Below are 21,687 nucleotides of genomic sequence, written 5' to 3'. Positions count from 1 at the left end.
TCCTCGTCATTCTAACCATTGCAGCTCCGGCAAAACGCCCGACTGCTGAGGCGCCACAACAATTAGCCCCTGGGTCGCACGAGTCAGTGCAACGTACAGGTCCTGTAGCCCCTGTGGGGATTGCGCCACAATCTGGTCGGGCGCAACGACGATGACCTCGTCGAATTCCAGGCCTTTTGAGGTCGTGATGTCGTAGACCGCGCAGTTGGTGAGTTTGCTGGGGCGAGTAGCAGGTGCGTCATCGGCGGCACTAGCCCCGCCAGCACCATCAGGGTCACCATCTCCATCAGCTCCACCACCGAGAAAATCCCGCACCTCCGCGCGCGTGGCTTCGAGCAACTCGGCGGGCGCGATCACAGCGACCAGGCGGTCCGGCTGCGCAACCTGCTCCACATGCGCCAGAGCCTCCGTCACGGTGCGAGCCTGGACAGGCTTGCGGCCGGTCGCGCGGATCGACTGCGGTGCCTCCAGCTCCGGATCAATCTCGGCCAGGACGCTGGCGGCGACCTCCATCACCTCAGCTGGGGTGCGGTAGTTGACGGTCAGCTCGTGGAGATGCCACCTCGAGCCGATGATGGGTTCCAGCACATCATCCCAGGTCGCGGCACCTGCGGGGGAGCCCGTCTGGGCCACGTCGCCGACGAGGGTCATCCAGCCGTTGGGGCTGCGGCGGCGCAGCATTCGCCAGGCCATCGCGGAGAGTTCCTGAGCCTCGTCGACGATGACATGGCCGTAGGCCCACAGACGATCCGCCGCCGCCCGCTCGGCGGTGGATCGCAGGTCGCGCTCACGGTGGCGTTCGGCCAGTGCCTCGGCATCGATGACGTCATACGCTGACAAAATCTCGGCCTCGAAGCCGTCGTCAAGATCCTGGGATGCAGAACTGGACAGGGTATCCAACGCGCCCTGCGCCTCCTCGACGCGGGCCTGCCAATCCTCTTCATCGGCCTCCGATTCACCAACCGGGCCGAGGAGTTCCGCCAGCTCGTCGAGAAGCGGGGCGTCGGAAGGCATCCAGTCGGTGCCTTCCGGCCGGTAGAGAGCCTCGCGCGTCAGCTCGTCGTAATCGCTGGCGGCGTAGTCGATGGCCTCGCGAGAGCTCAGCAGTTCCGACAGCACCCGCTCGGGCGTAAGCGCAGGCCACAGCTCGTCGAGGATGTCGGCGACTGCTCCCGATTCGTCAATTTCGTCACGTAAGTCGGCAACGTCGGTCACGGACAGCAGGTTCTCGCCGCCCAGCGGGTCGGCGCCGATGACCTCGGCCATCTGCGCGGCCAGGAGCTCCACCACGTGATCGCGGAAAATCGGCCGGGCCAGATTGTGGGGTTTCCGAGTCCGCCGCGCACGCGTGCGTGCAGTTTTCACCATGTCAGGTGTGATCGTCAGGGTGATGTTGTCGTTCCGGACTTCAAGAGGTTCCGCGGGGAGCTCCTGGTAGGCCCGCACGGCTTCGCGCAGGATAGTGAGCATCTCAATCGAGCCCTTAACTTCCTGCGCAACCAGGGGTTCGGGGTTGTGTCCGTCGATAAGCGCGTTGGAACCGCGCACGCCGGGGTAGAGATCGGCGATGGTGGTCAGCACCACGCCAGTTTCGCCGAGGCTCGGCAGCACGCGCGAGATGTAGTCGAGGAAAGTTGTGTTCGGGCCGATGATGAGGACACCGGTTTTCGCCAGTTGATCGCGGTAGGTGTAGAGAAGCCACGCGACGCGATGCAGCGCCACCGCCGTCTTGCCCGTGCCGGGACCGCCCTGGACGACCAGGGTGCCGCGGGTGGAGTCGCGGATGATGAGGTCCTGCTCGCGCTGAATGGTCTCCACAATGCCTCGCATATGGCCGGTGCGCGCTTGATTCATGACCTCCCGCAGCACCGATTCGCCACCGACGCCCGCTTCAACTTCGGTCTCGTGTGCGCTGTCGGCTTCCTCGCCGGAGAGCCATTCGTCGTCAATGCTGCGGACCTTCCGGCCGTGAGTGCGCAGGTGGCGACGCAGACTGACTCCCTCGGGATGCGCGGTCGTGGCCAGGTAAAACGGGCGCGCACCGTCGGCACGCCAATCCATGATGACCGTGCGGTAATCGTCGCCTTCATCGGACAGGCCGATTCGCCCGATGTATCGCTTATCGACGGTCGCCCCCGGCCCTTCCTCTGCCAAAGGATTGTCGGGGTCTATGTCATCGATATCGATTCGACCAAAGACCAGGCCGATCTCGGCTGAGCGGTAGCGGTCCAGATTAGCCTGTAGTCGGTGGTATTCCACCTCGCGTTCAACGCGGGCTTGCGGGTCTGGGGCGTCGATGAGCATGACCTGGCGCAGGTACTCTTGGTCGCGCTCGCGTGCCCGGTCGAGGAAGCTGAACGCACGGTCGACGTAGGCCTGTTCGGCAGCGAGGGTACTCTCTTCTTCTCGCTGTGGTGCTGAACTTGCTTGGTCCGGCAGACCTGCCTGGCCAGTGCGGCCAATGCGGCCTGTCTGGTCCTGCCCGGGCTCGGATGCGCGCGACGCCAACCTGGTCTCCTCAACGAATCGCTGAATTAGTGCTAACTGATGTGCTGAATGAATATAAAAATATGAAAACGCTCCCGCACGCGTAGTGGCGTGGGGAGCGTTTAAGTATACCGCTTTAACTGCGGCAGCAAACTTACTGCAGGCGCTTCTGCGCCTTCTTTGCGGACTTCTTGGCCTCCTTGGAAGCCTTGGCTGCGCGCTTGCGCAGTTCCTTGCGCTGCTTGCGAGTGTCCTTCTTGAGATCCTTGCCCAGGTCCTCGGCGTAGTCGCGAGCGTCCTCAGCGAGCTCGGTAGCCTTGGCAATCCAGTCGTCCTTGTTGTCCTCGACGTAGCTCTTAGCGGTGTCGAAGGCGTCGGTGAGCTGCTCGCGCCAGCCGTCCTTGTTGTCCTCGACGTATTCACGAGCCCCATCGGTGGCCTCAGAAGCGCGGTCACGGAGCAGGCCAGCCTTTTCGCGGACGTTCTCGCCGGCGGAAGCGAAGGCTGCGCTGATTTCCTCAGTGCGCTGCTCGGTTTCAGACTTGGTCGGCAGGGCAGCCTGAACCTTCTTGTTCAGCTGCTTGCCAGCCTTCTCAGCGCGCCAAGCGACACCCGGCTTTCCGTCGGTGTCAGCGGTAGCCAGGAAGAGGCCACCCAGCAGACCGATGTCGGTCAGGAAACCAGTGCGGCGAGCTGCCTTCTCCTTCGAATCCTGGGTCTCCCAGAATGCGTGGCGAGCCAGCATCGTCGGAACCTGTGCAGCGACCAGAGCGGTGGCGGACAGGCGTGGAGCCTTACCCAGAGCGTAGAGGGAACCCGCAGCAACCTTGGTACCAGCGACGACCTGGACAACCAGCTTCTCACTATTTGGCACGTACTTGTTGTACTGGTTCGGGGTTACGGAGCGGACGCGGGCAATTAGGTCGCGTGCGCCCTCTTCATGATCCTTTTGGTTCATCAGCGTGTCGACACCGTCGGCAACGAAAACCGAGGCCAGCATTGGTCGGGCAAACTTGCGAATCATCTAAATTCCATCTCCTTTGTCGTCCAGGTGAAACCGTGTTTTTGGCCATCTGGTCGCTGTAATTCACTATTAATCCTACGCAGCCCGGCCTATTTATGTCGCGGGAATGACGAGTTTTTCAGAAGCTCCGGCTGCATCCAGCGCTGCCAACCACACTCATCCAGCACTACCGACCACGCTCATCCAGCGCTACCGACCACGCTGGCGCCAGTTCTCGACCTCGGGGCTCTCGACACCAACTGTGGTGTCTTTGCCGTGGCCGGGGTGAATCACCGAGTCGGCGGGGTAGACGTGGAAGACGCGGCTCTCGACATCGTCGATAAGCTGCGTGAAATCCTCGGGGGAGTACGTCTTGCCGACGCCGCCTGGGAAGATGCTGTCACCGACGAAGAGGTGGTGTGACGGGGTGTCCTCGGAAAGCGCGCCGGCTTCCTTGGCGGACAGGTCGAGGCAGAGGCCGCCCTTGGTGTGTCCGCGCAGGATGAACGTGGGCAGCGTGATGTCCTCGCCGAACGTGATGGTCTCGCCGCCGTCGAGCTGCTGGTCGGCGGGCTCGGGAATGTCGGCAGCGTCGAGGCTGGACGTGATGTGGCGGGCCGGGAATGACTGCAGGAGCTCGCCGAGCGCCTGAACGTGATCGCCGTGGGAGTGCGTGGTGACAATCGTGCGGACCTGCGCGCCGACGTGCTCAACCAGGCGGATTAGGTGGTCGGCGTCGGTGGCGGCGTCGATAAGTAGGGAATTGTCGGGCTCGCGGGAGTCGACCAAAAGGTAGACGTTGTTGTCCATCGGTCCGACGGAGGTCTTATAAATAGTGACATTGCCGTAGTCAATGCGCTCAACGCCGCGCGTGCTCGGCGAATTGGAGTAAGGGCTGATTGTAATGTCGTCGTTCATGCGCCCCAGGGTAATGAGGTGTCTGTCGGCGCGCTAGGAGCGCAACGTAACCACGAGTCTCTGAACACATGTGCGAAAAATTGGTTATGGGCTGTAGACTAGTCGGCAGTGAATCGTCGACGAATTGAGGTTTCCCACTGTGGCTGAACGTCTAGTGGTCAGAGGCGCCCGCGAGCATAACCTGCAGGGTGTTGACATCGATTTGCCCAGAGACAAGATGGTGGTTTTCACCGGTCTGTCGGGGTCGGGTAAATCGTCACTGGCATTTGACACAATTTTCGCCGAGGGCCAGCGCCGTTACGTGGAGTCGCTGAGCTCCTATGCGCGCATGTTCCTGGGGCAGATGGAAAAGCCCGATGTAGAGATGATTGAGGGGCTCTCGCCGGCGGTGTCGATCGACCAGAAGTCGACGAACCGCAACCCGCGCTCGACCGTCGGAACCATCACTGAAGTGTATGACTACCTGCGTCTTCTCTACGCGCGCACCGGTACACCGCACTGTCCGACCTGTGGGGAAGTAATCTCCTCACAGACTCCACAGCAGATCGTCGATCAGGTCATGGAAATGCCGGAGGGCACCAAATTCCAGGTCCTCGCACCCGTCGTGCGCACGCGCAAGGGTGAATTCGTCGACCTGTTTGAACGCCTCGCATCCGAGGGATACGCGCGTGTCATCGTCGATGGTGAAATGCACCGTCTGACGGATCCGCCGAAGCTGAAGAAGCAGGTCAAGCATGACATTGACGTGGTCATTGACCGTCTCCAGGTGAAGGAGTCGCAGCAGCGCAGGCTCACCGATTCCGTCGAAACGGCGCTTCTGCTTGCCGACGGCGTCGTGGTCATCGACGCCGTCGGGCTAGAGGCGGACGACCCGCGTCGAACCCAGCGGTTCTCGGAGAAGATGGCCTGCCCGAATGGGCACCGTATTGCTATCGATGAGTTGGAGCCACGGTCGTTTTCCTTTAACTCGCCGTATGGTGCGTGCCCGGAGTGTGACGGTATCGGCACCAAGCTGGAGGTGGACACGGACCTGGTGATTCCAGATCCGTCGCTGCCGACGATTGAGGCGATTGCGCCATGGCGGCAGACGCTGAACAAGAAGTACTTTGAAAAACTGGTCGAGGGGCTCGCCACCGAGATGAGCTTCGACCCGACCACGCCTTTTGAGGAACTTACAGCGCCGCAGCGCAAGGCCCTGCTGCATGGTTCCAGCCACAAGGTCACGGTGCGTTACCGCAATCGGTATGGCCGTACTCGCCAGTACACCGCGCCGTTTGAAGGCGTGATGCCGTACCTGCACCGCAAGCTGTCGCAGGCGGAGAGTGACTCTCAGAAGGAGCGTTTCCAGGGGTACATGCGTGAGGTGCCGTGTCCGGCATGTAGCGGTACTCGTTTGCGTCCGGAAATTCTTTCGGTGACGTTGGATTCGGCGGAGTTCGGGCAGAAGAATATTGCCGAGCTGACAGAGCTATCGGTTCACGATGGCTCGGCATTTCTGAATTCCCTGACTCTGGGCAAGCGCGAGGAAATGATTGCCGGGCGTGTTCTGCGTGAGGTGCAGGCTCGTCTGAAGTTCCTGCTAGATGTGGGGCTGGACTATCTGTCCCTGTCGCGCTCGGCAGGCACGCTGTCCGGTGGTGAAGCGCAGCGAATTCGTCTGGCCACACAGATTGGTTCGGGGCTCGCAGGCGTGCTCTATGTCTTAGATGAGCCATCGATTGGTCTTCACCAGCGTGATAACAACCGTCTAATCAAGACTCTGAAAAACCTGCGCGACCTGGGCAATACCCTGATTGTGGTCGAGCATGATGAGGACACGATTCGCGAGGCCGATTGGCTGGTCGACATTGGGCCAAAGGCCGGTGAATACGGTGGACAGATTGTCTACCAGGGTGAACCGTCTGGCATCGTTGACTGCGAGGAATCACTGACAGGTGCGTATCTCTCGGGTCGTCGGGTATTGGCGGTGCCGGAGAACCGTCGTGCGATTGATAAGTCGCGCATGGTGACGGTCAAGGGCGCTCGCGAAAACAACCTGAAGAAGATCGACGTGAAGTTCCCGCTCGGTGTGCTGACCTGCGTCACGGGTGTTTCCGGGTCCGGCAAGTCCACCTTGGTCAACGAAATCCTGGCCAAGGTGATGAGCAACGAGCTCAACGGTGCTCGTCAGGTGCCGGGTCGACACAGCCGCGTGGAGGGGTTGGATCAGCTGGACAAGCTGGTGCAGGTAGACCAGTCGCCGATTGGTCGCACCCCGCGTTCCAACCCAGCGACGTACACCGGTGTGTTCGACAAGATCCGCAACCTCTTCGCCGAGACGCAAGAGGCCAAGGTTCGTGGTTATAAGCCCGGTCGTTTCAGCTTCAACGTCAAGGGCGGCCGCTGTGAGGCGTGTAAGGGCGACGGCACCATCAAGATTGAGATGAACTTCCTGCCGGACGTCTATGTGCCTTGCGAGGTTTGCCACGGCGCGCGCTACAACCGCGAAACGCTGGAGGTTCGTTACAAGGGCAAGACCATCGCTGAGGTGCTGGACATGCCCATCTCCGAGGCAGCGGAGTTCTTCGAGCCGATTCAGTCGATTGCGCGTTATCTCAATACGCTTGTCGACGTCGGCCTGGGCTATGTCCGTCTCGGACAGGCGGCAACCACACTCTCGGGCGGTGAGGCTCAGCGTGTAAAGCTGGCCAGTGAGCTGCAGAAGCGCTCCAATGGCCGGACGGTCTACATCTTGGATGAGCCGACCACGGGGCTGCATTTTGAGGACATCCGCAAGCTCATGTTGGTGTTGCAGGGCCTGGTGGACAAGGGCAACACCGTCATTGTCATTGAGCACAATTTGGATGTCATCAAGTCTGCGGATTGGATCATCGACATGGGGCCGGAAGGCGGCTCCGGCGGTGGCACCGTGGTTGTAGAGGGCACGCCGGAGGATGTCGCGAACTGTTCCGGCTCCCACACCGGGCAGTACCTGAAGCCGCTGCTTAAGTAGCTTAGGTAGTCGGGTCGTTTCCGTCGGAGATCTCAGGACCGTCGGTGCGGGTGATGCCTTCCATTCTGTCAGCAGCGGGGTCGGCATCTGCTGCGCCGCTCGCGCCGGCAGCGTCAGTATTGCTGGCGGTGCCGTCACGGTCCGGTGCCGCCGGCTCCTCGGCACTCTTCTGCTTCGCCCCGGAGACCGCCATGGCCAGCAGAATCAGGCCACAGCCGAGGAACGCCAAGGCGCGGATAACGCCATCGAGCGTTGCCATGTCGTAGAAGATCAGCTTGACGATAGACAGCGCCGCAATCGTTAAACCCGCTGCCAGTCGCGCCGGAATGTGGTGGAACCTCTTCGATAGCACCAGCATGCCGGCAATCGTGGCCCAGAAAATACTCAACAACATGTGTGCAGCGTTGAAGCTCACGCCAATAGTCGTGAGCAGCACGATAAATGGCATACCCAGTGCAGCCAGGCCAATCAGTGCAAAAGCTGGCGGTAGCTGCGACCTCGCTGCCGTCACGGCCAGGCCGACGTCGGCGCACAGCAGGAACAACAGCGAAAGCATTTCTGCCCACGTTGCCGAGTAGTCGTCCGCAGCACCGGCATTCAATGCTGCGGGCAGGATGTAGAGGTGTACTACCGTTGCGCCGAGTAGCCAGGTCAGTGCCGCAATCTTTGTATATGGTGCGACGGCATCCCGCGTTGGCTCTGGGGCCTGTAGTCGTGCGCCAATCGCGCCGTGCTTCGGTGCTGTGGCCAGCGCCCAGACAAAGAGCGCGGCACCGATGGAGATTGGGATGAGACCCCAAGTGTAGGTTCCAGTATCGGCTCCTGAGCTCCTTTCCGGGCCCGCCACCGCGAGCGCTAGCCAGGGCAGAATTGCCGTGGCCAAGGCCAATGGTGCGAGATAGCGGAAGATGGCACGGTTCCAAAGGAATACTGCAGCAATTGCGATGAACAGCACGAATCCGCCGTAGAACAGCAACCAGAGGCTGGAGGTGGACTGTGTGGCGTTGACCGTTGGGACTGCAGCTACAACCGGAGTCGAGAAGGCAACTACTGACGTGATGGTGACCAGATCGTCTTCCCAGGTGCTGGTTTCCGAAGGCTCGTCGTCAAGCTCGGGAGTGAGTTGGCGAGCCATCGCCAGCGGGCCGAACTGGGCAAACACGAAAAGGGCAATGGTGAGTGCGGCGATTGCGGGCATCACCAGTGCATTGTTGGTCGTGATTACGCCGATGAGAACGTTTGCGCCGAGCAGGAATGCGACTACGTACTTCCGGAAGGGGACGTTCAGGAGGCAGACGATAGCGGCGATGACCATCAGTTGAAGGGGGATTTGCGCGAGCGAGGAGCTCAGCGGGCGGGCGTGGAAGTTGAGGCCGATCGTCGCCCACAGCATTAATCCGGTGTTGATTGTGATTGTCCACGCCGCGGTTGCACTCGACTTCGTCCACCGCGCGCCGTATAGACCGACTGCGGCGAAAGGCAACATGATGACCAGCGTCGCTGCCACCGGAATCCAGTCGAGGAGGTAGGACATCGACATCGTTGTCAGGTGCGCAGCGGCTAGTGATGTCGCAATCAACGCCGTCACACCAGCAGGCGGTGCTTGACGACGGTGCGCTCGCACAGCCGCGACCGCGAGCACGGCGGCCAACAAGTAAGCCAGGATCACACGACCGGCCGGTCCAATCAGGCCGGATTGGATTGCGACCGCGACGAAAAACGCGATACCGGCAGCGGTGATGAGACCACCGAAGATGGCGATGATTCTGATGATTGCCTTCTCGTTGCGCCACCAGGGCTCGCGAGGTTCGCGCGATGCCTCTGGCAGCTTCGGTGGCGGGGTGGAGTCTGTGGGAGAAGACTGTGACGAGGGAGAAGACTGTGGTGACTTTGAATCCCGCCGCCATTGGTGGGCAGAGGGGAAGCCAAACATCGGCTGCGCAGCTGCGTCGCTCTGTGGCAGGGGAGCTGGTTGATTCCGCCAGTCCGCTTGTGTTGGCGGTGATGGCACCTGCATCTGCTGAGGCTGCTGGGGATACTGCGGTGTGGTCAGTGTCTGCTCAGCCTGCGGTGCCCAACGGGGAGGAGGCGCCTGCTCTAGTGGTGGACTGGGCGCTGGCGGCGGTTGCGGATTGTGCTGAGGAGCCCCTTGGGGTGCAGCATGGGGCGGCGCTTGAGTCGCACCTTGAGGCGCGTGCGGTCCAGTCGGCGCTTGCCCGCTTTCCTGAGAAAGGCGCACCTGCCAAGTATGAGTCAGCTGAGCCAGCCGAAGCGAGCTAGCTTCGAGATCTGCCAGAGCATGGGAAAGCTCTGAGACGGAGTCGCCGGTCAGGACAAAATCGCCGGTCGGAGGCTTGTCGTATCGGGCGGAATGCTGATTAGGATCGGTGTTCTCGGCTTTAGGGCCAAAGCCGTTGGAGCCAGTATTCATGGTGACGACTTTAATCGTGTTTGGCCTAAAAACTATGGAGAGAATCTACCAATCTGATTACAATTCGGATTGCACTTTTAAGCGCTCGGTAGTGCGCCGGGGAGCTGGTGGTAAATAACCTGGCATAAGCGTCGGTTTTGGTGTGCGAGAACAGCTGTGTTAACATCTCGTCTACGACCGCCAGAATGCGATGTTTGCTGCCTTCGGGGAGCATTTAGTTGCATTCGGCAGCGAAGAGGATTTAAGTCCCACCCTAGGTGCGCCAAAGAATTACGGTAGCGCCGGGGTCCACCCTAATCGGTGATGTCACATCGCACGATTGGAAGGCGTCCTTATACAGTGTGTAGTAATCCGCTGTAGACGCGTGGCTTTTCTTCCTTTCCCGCTTGCTATCGCGGTTTGAAACGAAGATTGTTCAGGTTCAACCTAGGAGGCCACATCAGCGCTGAAGCTCGTATTAACGAGGATATTCGAGTACCGGAAGTCCGCCTTGTAGGACCGAATGGTGAGCAGGTGGGCGTTGTCCGCACCGGTGACGCACTCAAGCTCGCTTACGAAGCAGACCTTGACCTGGTTGAGGTTGCTCCGCGAGCAAAGCCGCCGGTCGCCAAGATTATGGACTACGGCAAGTTCAAGTACGAACAAGCCCAGAAGGCACGCGAGGCTCGAAAGAACCAGCAGCAGACTGTGGTCAAGGAGCAGAAGTTCCGTCCGAAGATTGATGACCACGACTACGAAACCAAGAAGAATAACGTTGTTCGTTTCTTGGAAAAGGGTTCGAAGGTCAAGGTCACGATTATGTTCCGTGGCCGTGAACAGTCTCGTCCAGAACTGGGATTCCGCCTGTTGGAGCGTCTGGCCGCCGATGTCGAAGAGTACGGCACCGTCGAGTCTCGCCCGAAGCAGGACGGTCGCAACATGACTATGGTCCTGGGGCCGGTTCGGAATAAGGGTAAGAAGTAACCGACCTGACCAGAAATGGTTGTAAACGAGATTTTTGCGCCACGAGCGTCAAAGATCGGTAGGGGAGAGTTTTAACATGAAGCAGAAGACCCACAAGGGCACCGCAAAGCGCATCAAGGTTACCGGTTCCGGCAAGCTGCGCCGCGAGCAGGCTAACCGCCGCCACCTCCTGGAGGGCAAGCCGTCCACTCGTACCCGTCGCCTGAAGGGCACCACGGACGTTGCTAAGTCGGACGTCAAGCGCGTCAAGCGTCTGCTGGGCAAGGCTTAATTTTTCAAGCCTCGTCCCAGGGCAATCGCCCTCTTAATTTCACTAGTTCTTAAAGACAACGAAAAGGAAGTATCACCGTGGCACGTGTGAAGCGGTCTGTTAACGCTAAGAAGAAGCGTCGCGAAGTTCTCGATTCCGCAAAGGGCTACCGTGGTCAGCGCTCCCGCCTGTACCGCAAGGCCAAGGAGCAGATGCTCCACTCCAAGACCTACGAGTTCCGCGATCGCCGCCACCGTAAGGGTCAGTTCCGTCGTCTGTGGATTCAGCGCATCAACGCTGCTGCCCGCGCTAACGACATCACCTACAACCGCTTCGTCCAGGGCCTGAACCTGGCTGGCGTTGAGGTTGACCGTAAGAACCTGGCTGAGATGGCTGTCAACGACCCACAGGCATTCGCTGCTCTGGTCAAGGTCGCTAAGGATGCTCTGCCGGAGGACGTCAACGCTCCTGCTGCTAAGTAAAGCAGCTACGAGGTAACTCGTACGTAGCGTCGGCAAGCGCCTGCGACCGGCAGTGCGCCTGCCAACATCTTTGTAAAACCACCGTCGATTGGGTTAACGAATAGCCTCGACGGTGGTTTTTCGTATCCGCACTGGCCTGCTGGCGGTTATGAATCCCGAGCCGCATCACTAGGATTAATCACTATGAACTCTGCGCTGTACTTCAACGACGAGCCGTTTACTCCTCGCACCCCGCGAGTCTCGGCGGCTATTCAGCTCCACCGTGCGGCCAAGCGGAAGAAGGCCGGGCGCTTCCTCATCGAGGGCTTCAATTCCGTCGATGCGGCTATCCGCGCAGAGGCTGTCGTAGAAATTTTCGTCACCGCTGCCGCCGCCGAGCAGTTCCGCGAGCTGCTCACGGGGTATCTCGAATCGGGGACGCAGCGTAAGTCTGTCTCGCTTATCGACGCCGCCGCCGCCCGCTCTTTAAGTGAAACTGTCACCACCACCGGACTCTTCGCTGTCTGCGACACAGGTGCGGTGTCCATTTCGTTGGAAGAGGCCATTGAGGTTGGAAAGCAGTCCGGCTGTCTGGTGATTCCGGTGGAGTGCAATGACCCGGGTAATGTCGGCACGATTGTGCGTATGACTGATGCTCTCGGAGCTGGTGCGGTTATCCTTGCTGGCGATTCGGTTGACCCGTTGAATTCTAAGGCCGTGCGTTCGTCGGCAGGTTCTGTTTTTCATACCCCTGTCGCACGCGAGCGCGATATTGATGTCGTTATGGAGAAAGTCAGGGAAGCGGGCTTTACCACCCTCGCCACGGCGATGGATGGCGCTCTCACGCTCGGCGTTGATGCGCTTCCCGACGGTCCCGTCGCCTGGCTTTTCGGCAACGAAGCCCATGGCCTGTCGGAGGAGATTACGGCCTCGGCGGGGGCAAGTGTGTCCATCCCGATTAAGGGCGAGGCAGAGTCGTTGAACCTCGCCACCGCAGCGGCCATGTGCCTGTGGGAGACGGTTCGGGGTAAGTAGGAAACCTCGATGGTGAGGTGCATGCACGTGTGCAGTTATCCTCGACTATGATTGTTCCATCACAAGAACTGATAGTCCTATATAGAAGTGGTTGACACGTGAGCGATTCGCCAAATCCTATCGATCTTTCCGAGGACGCCCTTCAGGCGGCTGCGCAGAAGGCCACGGATGCCTTTGATGCTGCCGGCAACCTGGATGAGCTTTCTGCCGCCCGCCGTGAGCACTTGGGGGATGAAGGCTACATTCCGCAGGCTCGCCGCGCGCTGGGCTCCATTCCGAAGGCTGAGCGCAAGGATGCTGGTCGTCGCGTAAATGTTGTTCGCGGAGCCGTCGAAAAGCACTATGCTGAGCGTCTTGCAGTGCTGGAGGAAGAGGAAAACGCGCGTCGCCTGGTCGCGGAGCGTATCGACGTGTCGGTGGACACCACGCAGAGTCAGCGTGGCGGTATGCACCCAATTACCATCCTGTCCGAGCAGATTGGTGACATCTTCGTGGGCATGGGCTGGGAAATCGCCGAGGGCCCAGAGGTCGAAGCTGAGTACTTCAACTTTGACGCGCTGAACTTCCTGCCGGATCACCCGGCTCGTACTCTGCAGGATACTTTCCACATTGCGCCGGAAGGATCCAAGCAGGTGCTGCGTACGCACACCTCGCCGGTCCAGGTTCGCACTCTGCAGTCACGTGACCTGCCTATTTACGTTATCTGCCCGGGCCGTACCTTCCGTACCGATGAGCTCGACGCCACCCACACCCCGGTCTTCCACCAGGTGGAGGGACTGGCCGTGGACAAGGGGCTGACCATGGGGCACCTGCGCGGCACGCTGGATCACATGGCAAAGGCGCTGTTCGGTCCGGAGACCAAGACCCGCATGCGCACCAACTACTTCCCGTTCACTGAACCGTCCGCTGAGGTTGACGTCTGGTTCCCGAATAAGAAGGGCGGCGCAGGCTGGATCGAGTGGGGTGGCTGCGGCATGGTCAACCCGAACGTGCTGCGTGCCTCCGGTATTGACCCGGAGGTGTACTCGGGCTTCGCGTTCGGCATGGGCCTGGAGCGCACCCTGCAGTTCCGCAATGGCCTGACCGACATGCGCGACATGGTCGAAGGCGACGTCCGCTTCACGCAGCCGTTCGGTATCCGCGGCTAATTCACTGACCTACAGATAGGAGTTTTACTTACATGTTCATTCCACAGTCGTGGGTCACTGAAATCGTTCGCGGCCCAGAGAACACCATCAACCCGGACTGGTCCGTTACCCCGGACGAGTTGGATGAGGGCTTTGTCCGCGTTGGTTTTGAAACCGAGGGGCACGAGCCGCTGGAGAAGATCGAGGGGCCGCTGGTTTTCGGTCGCGTCGACCACATTGAGGAGCTCGAGGGCTTTAAGAAGCCAATTCGCTTCTGTCAGGTCAATGTCGGTGATGCCAATGGCACCGGCGAGCTGCAGGAGATCATCTGTGGTGCCCGCAACTTCGAAGAGGGCTCCATTGTTATCGTCGCGCTGCCGGGCTGCGTGCTGCCGGGTGGGTTCGAGATTTCCGCACGGAAGACTTACGGCAAGATTTCCAACGGCATGCTCTGCTCCGAAGCTGAGCTGGGTATGACCGATTCCTCCGCCGGTATTCTGACGCTGCCGTCGGTCCCAGCTGAGCTGGGTTCGTGTGCCAAGGAGTTCATCGGTCTCGATGACGAGAAGTTCGAGGTCAACATCACCCCGGACCGCGGTTACGCGCTGTCGGCCCGCGGTCTGGGCCGCGAGATCTGCTCCGCCTTCAACCTCGACTTCGCCGATCCGGCCAAGGTCAACGAGCTGCCGGTGGAAGGAGAGGTCCTGAACGTCACCATCGACGAGGACACCGACACCCGCCGCTTTGGTCTGCGCCGTGTCACCGGCATCGACCCGAACGCCGAGACCCCGTGGTGGATGCGCCGCCGCCTGCTGCTTGCTGGTCAGCGTCCGGTCAACGTGGCCACGGACGTCACCAACTATGTGATGCTACTGCTCGGTCAGCCGATGCACGCTTTCGATGGTTCTAAGATCGCTGGTGGCCTGCACATCCGCAACGCTAAGGCCGGCGAGACTCTGACCACCCTCGACCACGTGGACCGCAAGCTCGACCCGGCGGACGTTGTCATCTGCGATGACAATGGTATTCAGTCGCTGGCCGGCATCATGGGTGGTCTCACCTCCGAGATCGCCGACGACACCACCGATGTTGTCTTCGAGGCCGCCAACTGGTCGCCGCTGCATGTCTTCCGCAGTGGTCGCCGCCACAAGCTGAGCTCTGAGGCTTCACGACGTTTCGAGCGCGGCGTGGACACCGCTCTGGTCGAGCCGGCTCTGGATCTGGCCTGCCAGCTGCTCGCTGACATCGCCGGCGGCACTATCGACACTGGTCGCACCCTGCTCGGTGAGGTTGCCACCATGCCGACTATTGACTTTGCCGTCAACCGCGCCAGCGAAGTTGCGGGCGTTGATTACCCGCGTGAGACCGTCATTGGACGCCTGCGCGAGGTCGGCTGCGAGGTCGTCGACAACGGTGACCGCCTGGCTGTCACTCCGCCGACCTGGCGCTCCGACCTGACCATGTCCGCTGACCTGGTTGAGGAAATCCTGCGTCTGGAAGGCCTGGAAGACATTCCGGTTATCCTCCCAATCGCCCCGGCCGGTCGCGGTCTGACCGAGCGTCAGCTGCGCCGCCGCTTCGTCGGCCACGCGCTGGCTCACAATGGCTACCTGGAGATTCTGCCGACACCGTTCATTGCCAACGATGTCTTCGACGTCTGGGGCCTGGACGCTGATGACCCGCGTCGTAACACCGTCAAGGTTATCAACCCGTTGGAGTCCGACCACGCTCAGCTGGGCACGACTCTGCTGCCGTCCATGCTTGAATCGCTGAAGCGCAATGTTGCTCGCGGCCAGGTCGACCTGTCGCTCTACGGTGTGGAGCAGGTATCCATCGAGCGCGGTAACGGTGTCTCGCCGATGCCGTCTACCGCGGGTCTGCCGAGCGAGGCCGAGCGCGCCGAGCTGCTGAAGTCGCTGCCGGAGCAGCCGCTGCACGTCGCCACTGTCGCCTGCGGTCGTATCCGCCTGGATAGCCCGTGGGGTGACGAGGCCGCGTACACCGTCGCCGACGCCATCGAAGCCGCGCGCATTGTTGCCCGCGCTGCCAACGTCGAGCTGGAGATCCGTAACGCTGAGGTGCTGCCGTGGCACCCGGGCCGCTGCGCTGAGCTGCTTGTCGACGGCGAGGTCGTCGGCCACGCCGGTGAGCTGCACCCGAAGGTGTGCAAGGACGCTGGTCTGCCGGAGCGCACCTGCGCGATGGAGATTAATCTCGATGCACTGCCAGTGACGGAGCACCTGCCGGCGCCGGTACTCAGCCCGTTCCCGGCTGTCCACCAGGACGTCGCGCTTGTTGTCAGCGATGAGGTCTCCGCCGCAGAGGTGGAGAAGACTCTGGTGGAAGGTGCCGGTGAGCTCCTCGAATCCATTCGTATCTTCGATGTTTACCGTTCCGAGCAGATGGGCGAAGGCGTTCGCTCACTGGCGTACTCCCTGCGTTTCCGCGCACCGGACCGTACGCTGAAGGAAGAGGAAGCTTCCGCAGCTCGTGAAGCGGCCATTGAGCTGGCCACTACCCGTCACGGCGCTCAGCTGCGTGGCTAAAAGGGGAGACCACAGGGAGAGATACCCATGATTGGCATCTTGCGGCACCGCGGCAACAGGCTGAATAGCGCAGAGGCACGAGAGCAGCGCGTTGGAGTGCGCGCGGTGAGCAGCGCGAAGCCTGCGGCGACTGTGGCTGCAGCTGCTGTCACGGCAGGTCTGTTGCTCACCGGCGCGCCGAGTGCGGCTGCGCTGGTTGGCGGGGAGGCTGCTGCGCCTAGTGTGGCGGCGGACTCCGTGGTGTCAATCATGGTCCAGACCAGTCCCCATACCGGAAACTTTTGCACGGGAACTGCAATCGCCCCGCAGTGGGTAATGACCGCCGCCCACTGCGTGCGTGATGTCCCGCAGCAGGCTGGGGAAGTAGAGGTCGGTTTCGGTCAGGATTCCCACCGTGTTCCTATCGATAGCTGGGAAATTGCGCCCACCGGTGACGTAGCGCTTGTTCACCTTGCGGGCGACGCAGCTCTTCCGGGGTATCCCGCAATGGAACGTCGTCAAGCGTTTTCGGAGCAAGAAACGGCAGGCACGGTCTATGGGCGATCGCTGCTCGGCGATGTTGCGGATGGCTCGCTGCCGTCGGCGACCGTCACCGCTTCGATGTGTCCGGTGAAGTATCAACAATGCGTGCGGGAAGACTCCGTGTTGGCGCGCATGGAGCGCCCCGCGGCGTTGCAGGTAGGCGATTCGGGCGGACCGCTTTTTATCGACGGCCAGCTAGCGGCGGTGTTCTCGGGCGCGGTGGCTTTTGATGGCAGCGTGGCACCGGAGGAATCGGGTTACTATCTCTACACCACGACGTCATCGGTGGCGCAGTGGGCAGATGGCGTGATGAGCCAGGAGCCAAGCGTCGTAGTTGAATAGTCCGGCGTTGAGTAATCCGGCGCGCTGATTGAATGGCCGGCTCGGCGAACCAGATGTATGTACCGACGACGGCGTTATATTCATAATTCACTCACGTCACATCGATAGAATTCCAGCACTTTGGCGACGAATTCTATGAATATCTTGCAACGCAGTGAATAAAAGTGTTGAATGTTTGGCATGAGTATTTCCGTTGCCATTGCTGGTGCGACCGGTTACGCAGGAGGAGAGATCCTCCGCCTCCTGTTGTCGCACCCGGCGTATCTTTCCGGCGAACTGACCATCGGCGCACTAACGGGAGCATCCAACGCGGGTGCCCGTGTGGGCGACATTATGCCTCATGTGGCACCTTTGGCTGATCGTCGTATTGAGCCGACTAATGGTGACACACTTGCCGGGCATGACGTGGTGTTCCTCGGCCTGCCCCACGGTCATTCGGCTGCGATTGCAGAGCAGTTGGGCGATGACACGGTGATTATTGACTGCGGCGCGGATTTCCGCCTGCAGGATGCCGATGAGTGGGAGCACTACTACGGCTCGGAGCACGCCGGTACCTGGACTTACGGTATTCCGGAGCTGCCGGGCAACAGGGAAGTAGTGGCTGCTTCCAAGCGTATTGCTGTGCCGGGTTGTTTCCCCACTGGCGGTACCATTACGGCACTGCCGGCAGTTGCAAAGGGTCTGGTCAAGCCGGATCTGTCCGTTGTTTCCGTCACCGGTACCTCCGGTGCGGGCAAGAAGGCAGCTGTGCCCCTGCTCGGGTCCGAGGTTATGGGCAATCTCCGCGCCTACAACACTGCGGGCAAGCACCGCCACACCGCAGAGTTCCTACAAAACCTCAAGCCGTACGCAGAGGCTCTCACCGTCAGCTTCACGCCGGTGCTCGCTCCGACGTCGCGCGGCATTCTCACCACCATCACCGCTCCGCTTGTCGACGGGGTGACGGAGGCAACCGCACGGGAGGCCTACCTCGAGTTCTACAAGGGTGAGCCGTTTGTGCAGGTGTTGGCCGAAGGGCTGCAGCCGCAGACGCAGTCGGTAATTGGCTCTAACTTGGTTCAGATTCAGGTTGAGGTAGATGAACGCGCCAAGCGTCTGGTGCTGACCTCGGCGATTGATAATCTGACAAAGGGCACCGGTGGTGCCGCAGTTCAGTGCATGAATTTGGTTACTGGACAGAATGAAACTGCAGGACTTCCATTGGTAGGAGTTGCCCCATGATGAAGGAAGAAAAAGAAGGTCTCGTCAACGTCGCTGGTGACGAAGGCGGCGTATGTGCACCTCAGGGGTTCGTGGCCAGTGGTGTCATTGCAGGCATCAAGGTCAGCGGAAACCCGGACATGGCGCTCATCGTAAACCAGGGGCCGGAGAAGACTGCTGCGGCTGTCTTTACTACCAACCGTGTCCAGGCTGCGCCGGTGACGGTATCCAAGAAGCACATCGCTGACGGCAAGCTGTCCGCTGTGGTGCTGAACTCGGGCAATGCCAACGCCTGCAATGGTCAGCCGGGTATTTCCGACGCCCTCGAAGTCTGTCAGAAGGTCGCAGATGAGCTCGGCGTCGATGTTACCGAGATTGGTACCTGCTCCACCGGCTTGATTGGTGACCGGCTGCCGATGGACATTGTTCTGGCAGGTGTGCCGAAGCTTTGTGAGAATCTGGGCAGCGATGCCGCCGCAGGTACGGCTGCAGCAGAAGCCATCTTGACCACTGACTTGGTGGCAAAGCAGGCCGTTGCGCATGGTGACGGATTCACTGTCGGCGCTATGGGCAAGGGTGTTGGCATGATTAGCCCGTCGATGGCCACGATGCTCGGTGTGATTACGACGGATGCGTCGGTAAGCGCAGAAATGGCGCACGAGGCTATTGCCAAGGCGAGCGAGGTTACGTTTAACCGCCTAGATATTGATGGCTCCACATCCACCAATGACACCGTCATCATTTTGGCCAACGGTGCCTCTGGTGTGAAGCCCTCGCAGGAGGAGCTCGACCAGGCAGTGCTCAGTGTGTGTGATTCCATCGCGCGCCAGATGCAGTCGGACGCCGAAGGCGTGACCAAGCGTGTGTCCGTGACCGTGCGTGGCACCGGTGGTGCTGAAGATGCTCTGGTAGCTGCTCGAATCATCGGCCGCGACAACCTCTTCAAGTGTGCGATGTTCGGTTCGGACCCGAACTGGGGTCGTGTGCTGGCGGCTGTCGGCACTGCACCGGTGGATATGGATCCGGAGCACATCACTGTTTCCTTCAACGGTCATGTAGTCTGTCGCGATACCGGTGGCACGCCTGATGCTCGTGAAGTGGATCTCTCCGGCAAGGACATTGCCGTGGAGGTTGACCTCGGTACTGGTAATCCGGAAGAGGCCACGATTCGTACGACTGACCTTTCCCACGACTACGTTCACATCAACTCGGCATATTCGTCGTAAAGGTTTTGAGGAGACTCTGCAATGGTTCACCAGTTGACCGAAGGGCTGTCCTTCGAACAGCGGGCACATGTGCTGGCGGAAGCACTGCCGTGGCTGCAGCACCACCGCGACAAGATTGTGGTGGTCAAGTACGGCGGTAACGCGATGACCGACCTGAAACTGAAGAAGGCCTTCGCGCAGGACATGGTTTTTCTGCGCACCGTGGGGGTGAAGCCGGTGGTTGTCCACGGTGGCGGCCCTCAGATTTCGTCGATGCTCAAGCGCCTGGGGCTGGAGGGAGAGTTCCGAGGCGGTTTCCGTGTCACGACTCCGGAGGTCATGGAAATTGTCCGCATGGTGCTCTTCGGGCAGGTCGGCCGCGAACTGGTGAACCTCATCAACGCCTACGGCCCCTATGCAGTGGGTACCTCTGGTGAGGACGGTGGCCTGTTCACTGGTACTCGACGAACGGTAAACGTCGGCGGCAAGGAAACAGATATCGGGCTGGTCGGCAATATCACCGAGGTGCACTCGGAAACGCTATTGGACCTGATTGATGCCGGACGTATTCCGGTGGTCTCTACGATTGCGCCGTCCGCTGATGGCAAAGAGGTCTACAACATCAACGCCGACACGGCAGCAGGTGCACTGGCATCGGCAATTAACGCGAACCGTTTGGTGATTCTGACTAATGTCGAGGGTCTCTACACGGATTGGCCGAACCGCGATTCGCTGGTGTCAAGGATTTCCACTTCGCATCTGCGAGAAATCCTCCCGACGCTGGATTCCGGAATGATTCCGAAGATGGAGTCCTGCCTGAACGCAGTGGATCAGGGAGTGCCTGCGGCCCACGTTATCGACGGCCGCCAGCCACACTCGGTGCTGCTGGAGCTGATGACTTCCGGCGGTATCGGCACAATGGTAGAGCCCGGATAAGGCAGAAAAGACGGACAAGAATTTACCGACATACATGTTAGGCAGGTCGAAAGACGACATGAGCGACTTCAAGCAGCAGTGGCAACACACGATGATGAACAATTACGGCACGCCGCGCATTGAGCTTGTGCAGGGTAAGGGCGCTATTGTCACGGATTCCGAGGGCAAGGAATACCTGGACCTGCTCGCCGGTATTGCAGTCAACGCGTTGGGTCACGCACATCCGGCCATCGTGGAAGCTGTGTCCAAGCAGATTTCCACGATGGGGCACGTGTCCAACATCTTCGCCTCTGAGCCACCACTGGCACTGGGCGAGAAGCTCATTGAGCTCACTGGCTGGGACACTGATGACACCCGAGTTATGTTCTGCAACTCCGGCACTGAGGCCAATGAAGCCGCGTTCAAGCTGGCGCGGTTGACGGGGCGCAATCGCATTATCGCTACCCACCACGGGTTCCACGGCCGTACCATGGGCGCACTTGCCATGACCGGCCAGCCCGACAAGCGCACCCCGTTCGAACCGATGCCGGGTGGAGTCGAGTTCGTGCCGTACGGTGACATTGACTTCCTCACCAAGACCATCGAATCCGATCCGTTGGGTGTCGCTGCGGTGATTCTGGAACCAATTCAGGGTGAGACCGGCGTGGTCGCACCGCCAGAGGGATACCTCGCTGCCGTCCGCGAACTGACCAAGCGCTTCGACGTTCTCATGATTGTCGACGAAGTACAGACCGGCATCGGCCGTACCGGCCAGTGGTTTGCCCACCAGCACGATGGCATCGTGCCGGATGTTATGACCCTGGCGAAGGGGCTCGGCGGCGGCCTGCCGCTGGGTGCTGTCATCGCCAACGGCCGCGCAGCGGAACTGTTTACTCCTGGTGCGCACGGCACCACCTTTGGTGGCAATCCGGTCTGTGCCGCTGCCGGCCTGGCCGTCATCGAGACGCTGGAAGAAGAAAAGCTGCTCAATCGAGTCACCGAGAAGGGCAAGGTCCTGGCTCGCAAGCTCGCGTCGTTAAGCCATGTCGATCACGTGCGTGGTCGCGGCTTCATGCTTGGACTGGTGCTGCGCGAGAACCTGGCGAAAGAAGCGGTTAACGCCGGTTATGAGCGTGGTGTCATTCTGAACGCTCCGCAGGCGAATGTGCTGCGTATTGTGCCGCCGTTGAACCTCAGCGATGAGGAAGTCAACCGTGCCGTCGAGTTGATTGATGCCTGCCTGAACGACGCCGCCGAGGCTGTCGCCAACAATGGAAGGAATTAGAAACT

General features: G+C 60.4%; 16 protein-coding genes. 12 read left to right on the top strand and 4 right to left on the bottom strand.

Going from position 1 to position 21,687, the window contains the following annotated elements:
• Positions 1 to 6: 6 nt before the first annotated feature.
• The 3 genes from HMPREF1206_RS08495 to HMPREF1206_RS08485 all read right to left on the bottom strand — a co-directional run bounded on the left by HMPREF1206_RS08495 (position 7) and on the right by HMPREF1206_RS08485 (position 4,408).
• Positions 7 to 2,508 (bottom strand): AAA family ATPase, encoded by a 2,502-nt coding sequence (locus HMPREF1206_RS08495; protein ID WP_016422910.1) that lies wholly within the window; start codon positions 2,506 to 2,508, stop codon positions 7 to 9.
• A 133-nt stretch (positions 2,509 to 2,641) separates the two neighbouring features.
• The gene (locus HMPREF1206_RS08490) at positions 2,642 to 3,511 is read right to left on the bottom strand and encodes a DoxX family protein (RefSeq protein WP_016422909.1); all 870 of its coding nucleotides are present in this window, start codon (positions 3,509 to 3,511) and stop codon (positions 2,642 to 2,644) included.
• A gap of 189 nt (positions 3,512 to 3,700) precedes the next feature.
• Complete coding sequence (locus HMPREF1206_RS08485; protein ID WP_016422908.1) at positions 3,701 to 4,408, bottom strand: MBL fold metallo-hydrolase; 708 nt, start codon at positions 4,406 to 4,408, stop codon at positions 3,701 to 3,703.
• 139 nt (positions 4,409 to 4,547) lie between these two features.
• On the opposite strand from HMPREF1206_RS08485, the gene uvrA reads away from it, so the two are divergent.
• Entirely contained in the window at positions 4,548 to 7,400 is a 2,853-nt protein-coding gene (uvrA, locus tag HMPREF1206_RS08480; RefSeq protein ID WP_016422907.1) for an excinuclease ABC subunit UvrA, read from the top strand.
• A gap of 1 nt (position 7,401) precedes the next feature.
• On the opposite strand, the gene HMPREF1206_RS08475 is transcribed toward uvrA, so the two are convergent.
• Positions 7,402 to 9,831 carry a DUF2339 domain-containing protein gene (locus HMPREF1206_RS08475; protein ID WP_016422906.1) on the bottom strand — a complete coding sequence of 810 codons (2,430 nt, stop codon included), beginning with the start codon at positions 9,829 to 9,831 and terminating at the stop codon, positions 7,402 to 7,404.
• 411 nt (positions 9,832 to 10,242) lie between these two features.
• Between HMPREF1206_RS08475 and infC the strand changes: the two genes are divergently transcribed.
• The 11 genes from infC (at position 10,243) to HMPREF1206_RS11170 (ending at position 21,682) form a co-directional block, all read left to right on the top strand.
• On the top strand, positions 10,243 to 10,794 hold the full coding sequence (gene infC / locus HMPREF1206_RS08470) for a translation initiation factor IF-3 (protein ID WP_005511730.1): 552 nt from the start codon (positions 10,243 to 10,245) through the stop codon (positions 10,792 to 10,794).
• 76 nt (positions 10,795 to 10,870) lie between these two features.
• Positions 10,871 to 11,065, top strand: a complete 195-nt coding sequence (gene rpmI / locus HMPREF1206_RS08465) for a 50S ribosomal protein L35 (RefSeq protein WP_005511726.1) — start codon at positions 10,871 to 10,873, stop codon at positions 11,063 to 11,065.
• Positions 11,066 to 11,142: 77 nt separating this feature from the next.
• A complete protein-coding gene (rplT, locus tag HMPREF1206_RS08460; protein WP_016422904.1) occupies positions 11,143 to 11,526 on the top strand; it encodes a 50S ribosomal protein L20 in 384 nt (127 codons plus the stop codon).
• Between the two features lie 183 nt (positions 11,527 to 11,709).
• Entirely contained in the window at positions 11,710 to 12,540 is an 831-nt protein-coding gene (locus tag HMPREF1206_RS08455; RefSeq protein WP_016422903.1) for an RNA methyltransferase, read from the top strand.
• A gap of 98 nt (positions 12,541 to 12,638) precedes the next feature.
• Positions 12,639 to 13,688, top strand: a complete 1,050-nt coding sequence (pheS, locus tag HMPREF1206_RS08450; RefSeq protein ID WP_016422902.1) for a phenylalanine--tRNA ligase subunit alpha — start codon at positions 12,639 to 12,641, stop codon at positions 13,686 to 13,688.
• A gap of 32 nt (positions 13,689 to 13,720) precedes the next feature.
• Positions 13,721 to 16,213, top strand: coding sequence for a phenylalanine--tRNA ligase subunit beta (gene pheT, locus HMPREF1206_RS08445; protein ID WP_016422901.1), 2,493 nt, complete (start codon positions 13,721 to 13,723; stop codon positions 16,211 to 16,213).
• Between the two features lie 27 nt (positions 16,214 to 16,240).
• Positions 16,241 to 17,077, top strand: coding sequence for a trypsin-like serine protease (locus tag HMPREF1206_RS08440; RefSeq protein WP_016422900.1), 837 nt, complete (start codon positions 16,241 to 16,243; stop codon positions 17,075 to 17,077).
• A gap of 180 nt (positions 17,078 to 17,257) precedes the next feature.
• Positions 17,258 to 18,298 (top strand): N-acetyl-gamma-glutamyl-phosphate reductase, encoded by a 1,041-nt coding sequence (gene argC, locus HMPREF1206_RS08435; RefSeq protein WP_172620236.1) that lies wholly within the window; start codon positions 17,258 to 17,260, stop codon positions 18,296 to 18,298.
• Positions 18,295 to 19,503, top strand: coding sequence for a bifunctional glutamate N-acetyltransferase/amino-acid acetyltransferase ArgJ (gene argJ, locus HMPREF1206_RS08430; RefSeq protein WP_016422898.1), 1,209 nt, complete (start codon positions 18,295 to 18,297; stop codon positions 19,501 to 19,503). Before argC ends, argJ begins: the two co-directional genes overlap by 4 nt.
• Before the next feature lie 21 nt (positions 19,504 to 19,524).
• Positions 19,525 to 20,418 (top strand): acetylglutamate kinase, encoded by an 894-nt coding sequence (gene argB / locus HMPREF1206_RS08425; RefSeq protein WP_016422897.1) that lies wholly within the window; start codon positions 19,525 to 19,527, stop codon positions 20,416 to 20,418.
• Between the two features lie 58 nt (positions 20,419 to 20,476).
• The gene (locus HMPREF1206_RS11170; protein WP_016422896.1) at positions 20,477 to 21,682 is read left to right on the top strand and encodes an acetylornithine transaminase; all 1,206 of its coding nucleotides are present in this window, start codon (positions 20,477 to 20,479) and stop codon (positions 21,680 to 21,682) included.
• Positions 21,683 to 21,687: the final 5 nt, after the last annotated feature.

It is taken from the genome of Corynebacterium sp. HFH0082 (assembly GCF_000411235.1).
Classification (GTDB): Bacteria; Actinomycetota; Actinomycetes; order Mycobacteriales; family Mycobacteriaceae; genus Corynebacterium; species Corynebacterium jeikeium_D.
Note: the sequence above shows the minus strand (reverse complement) of the source record. Positions and strands in the feature narration are given on the sequence as shown.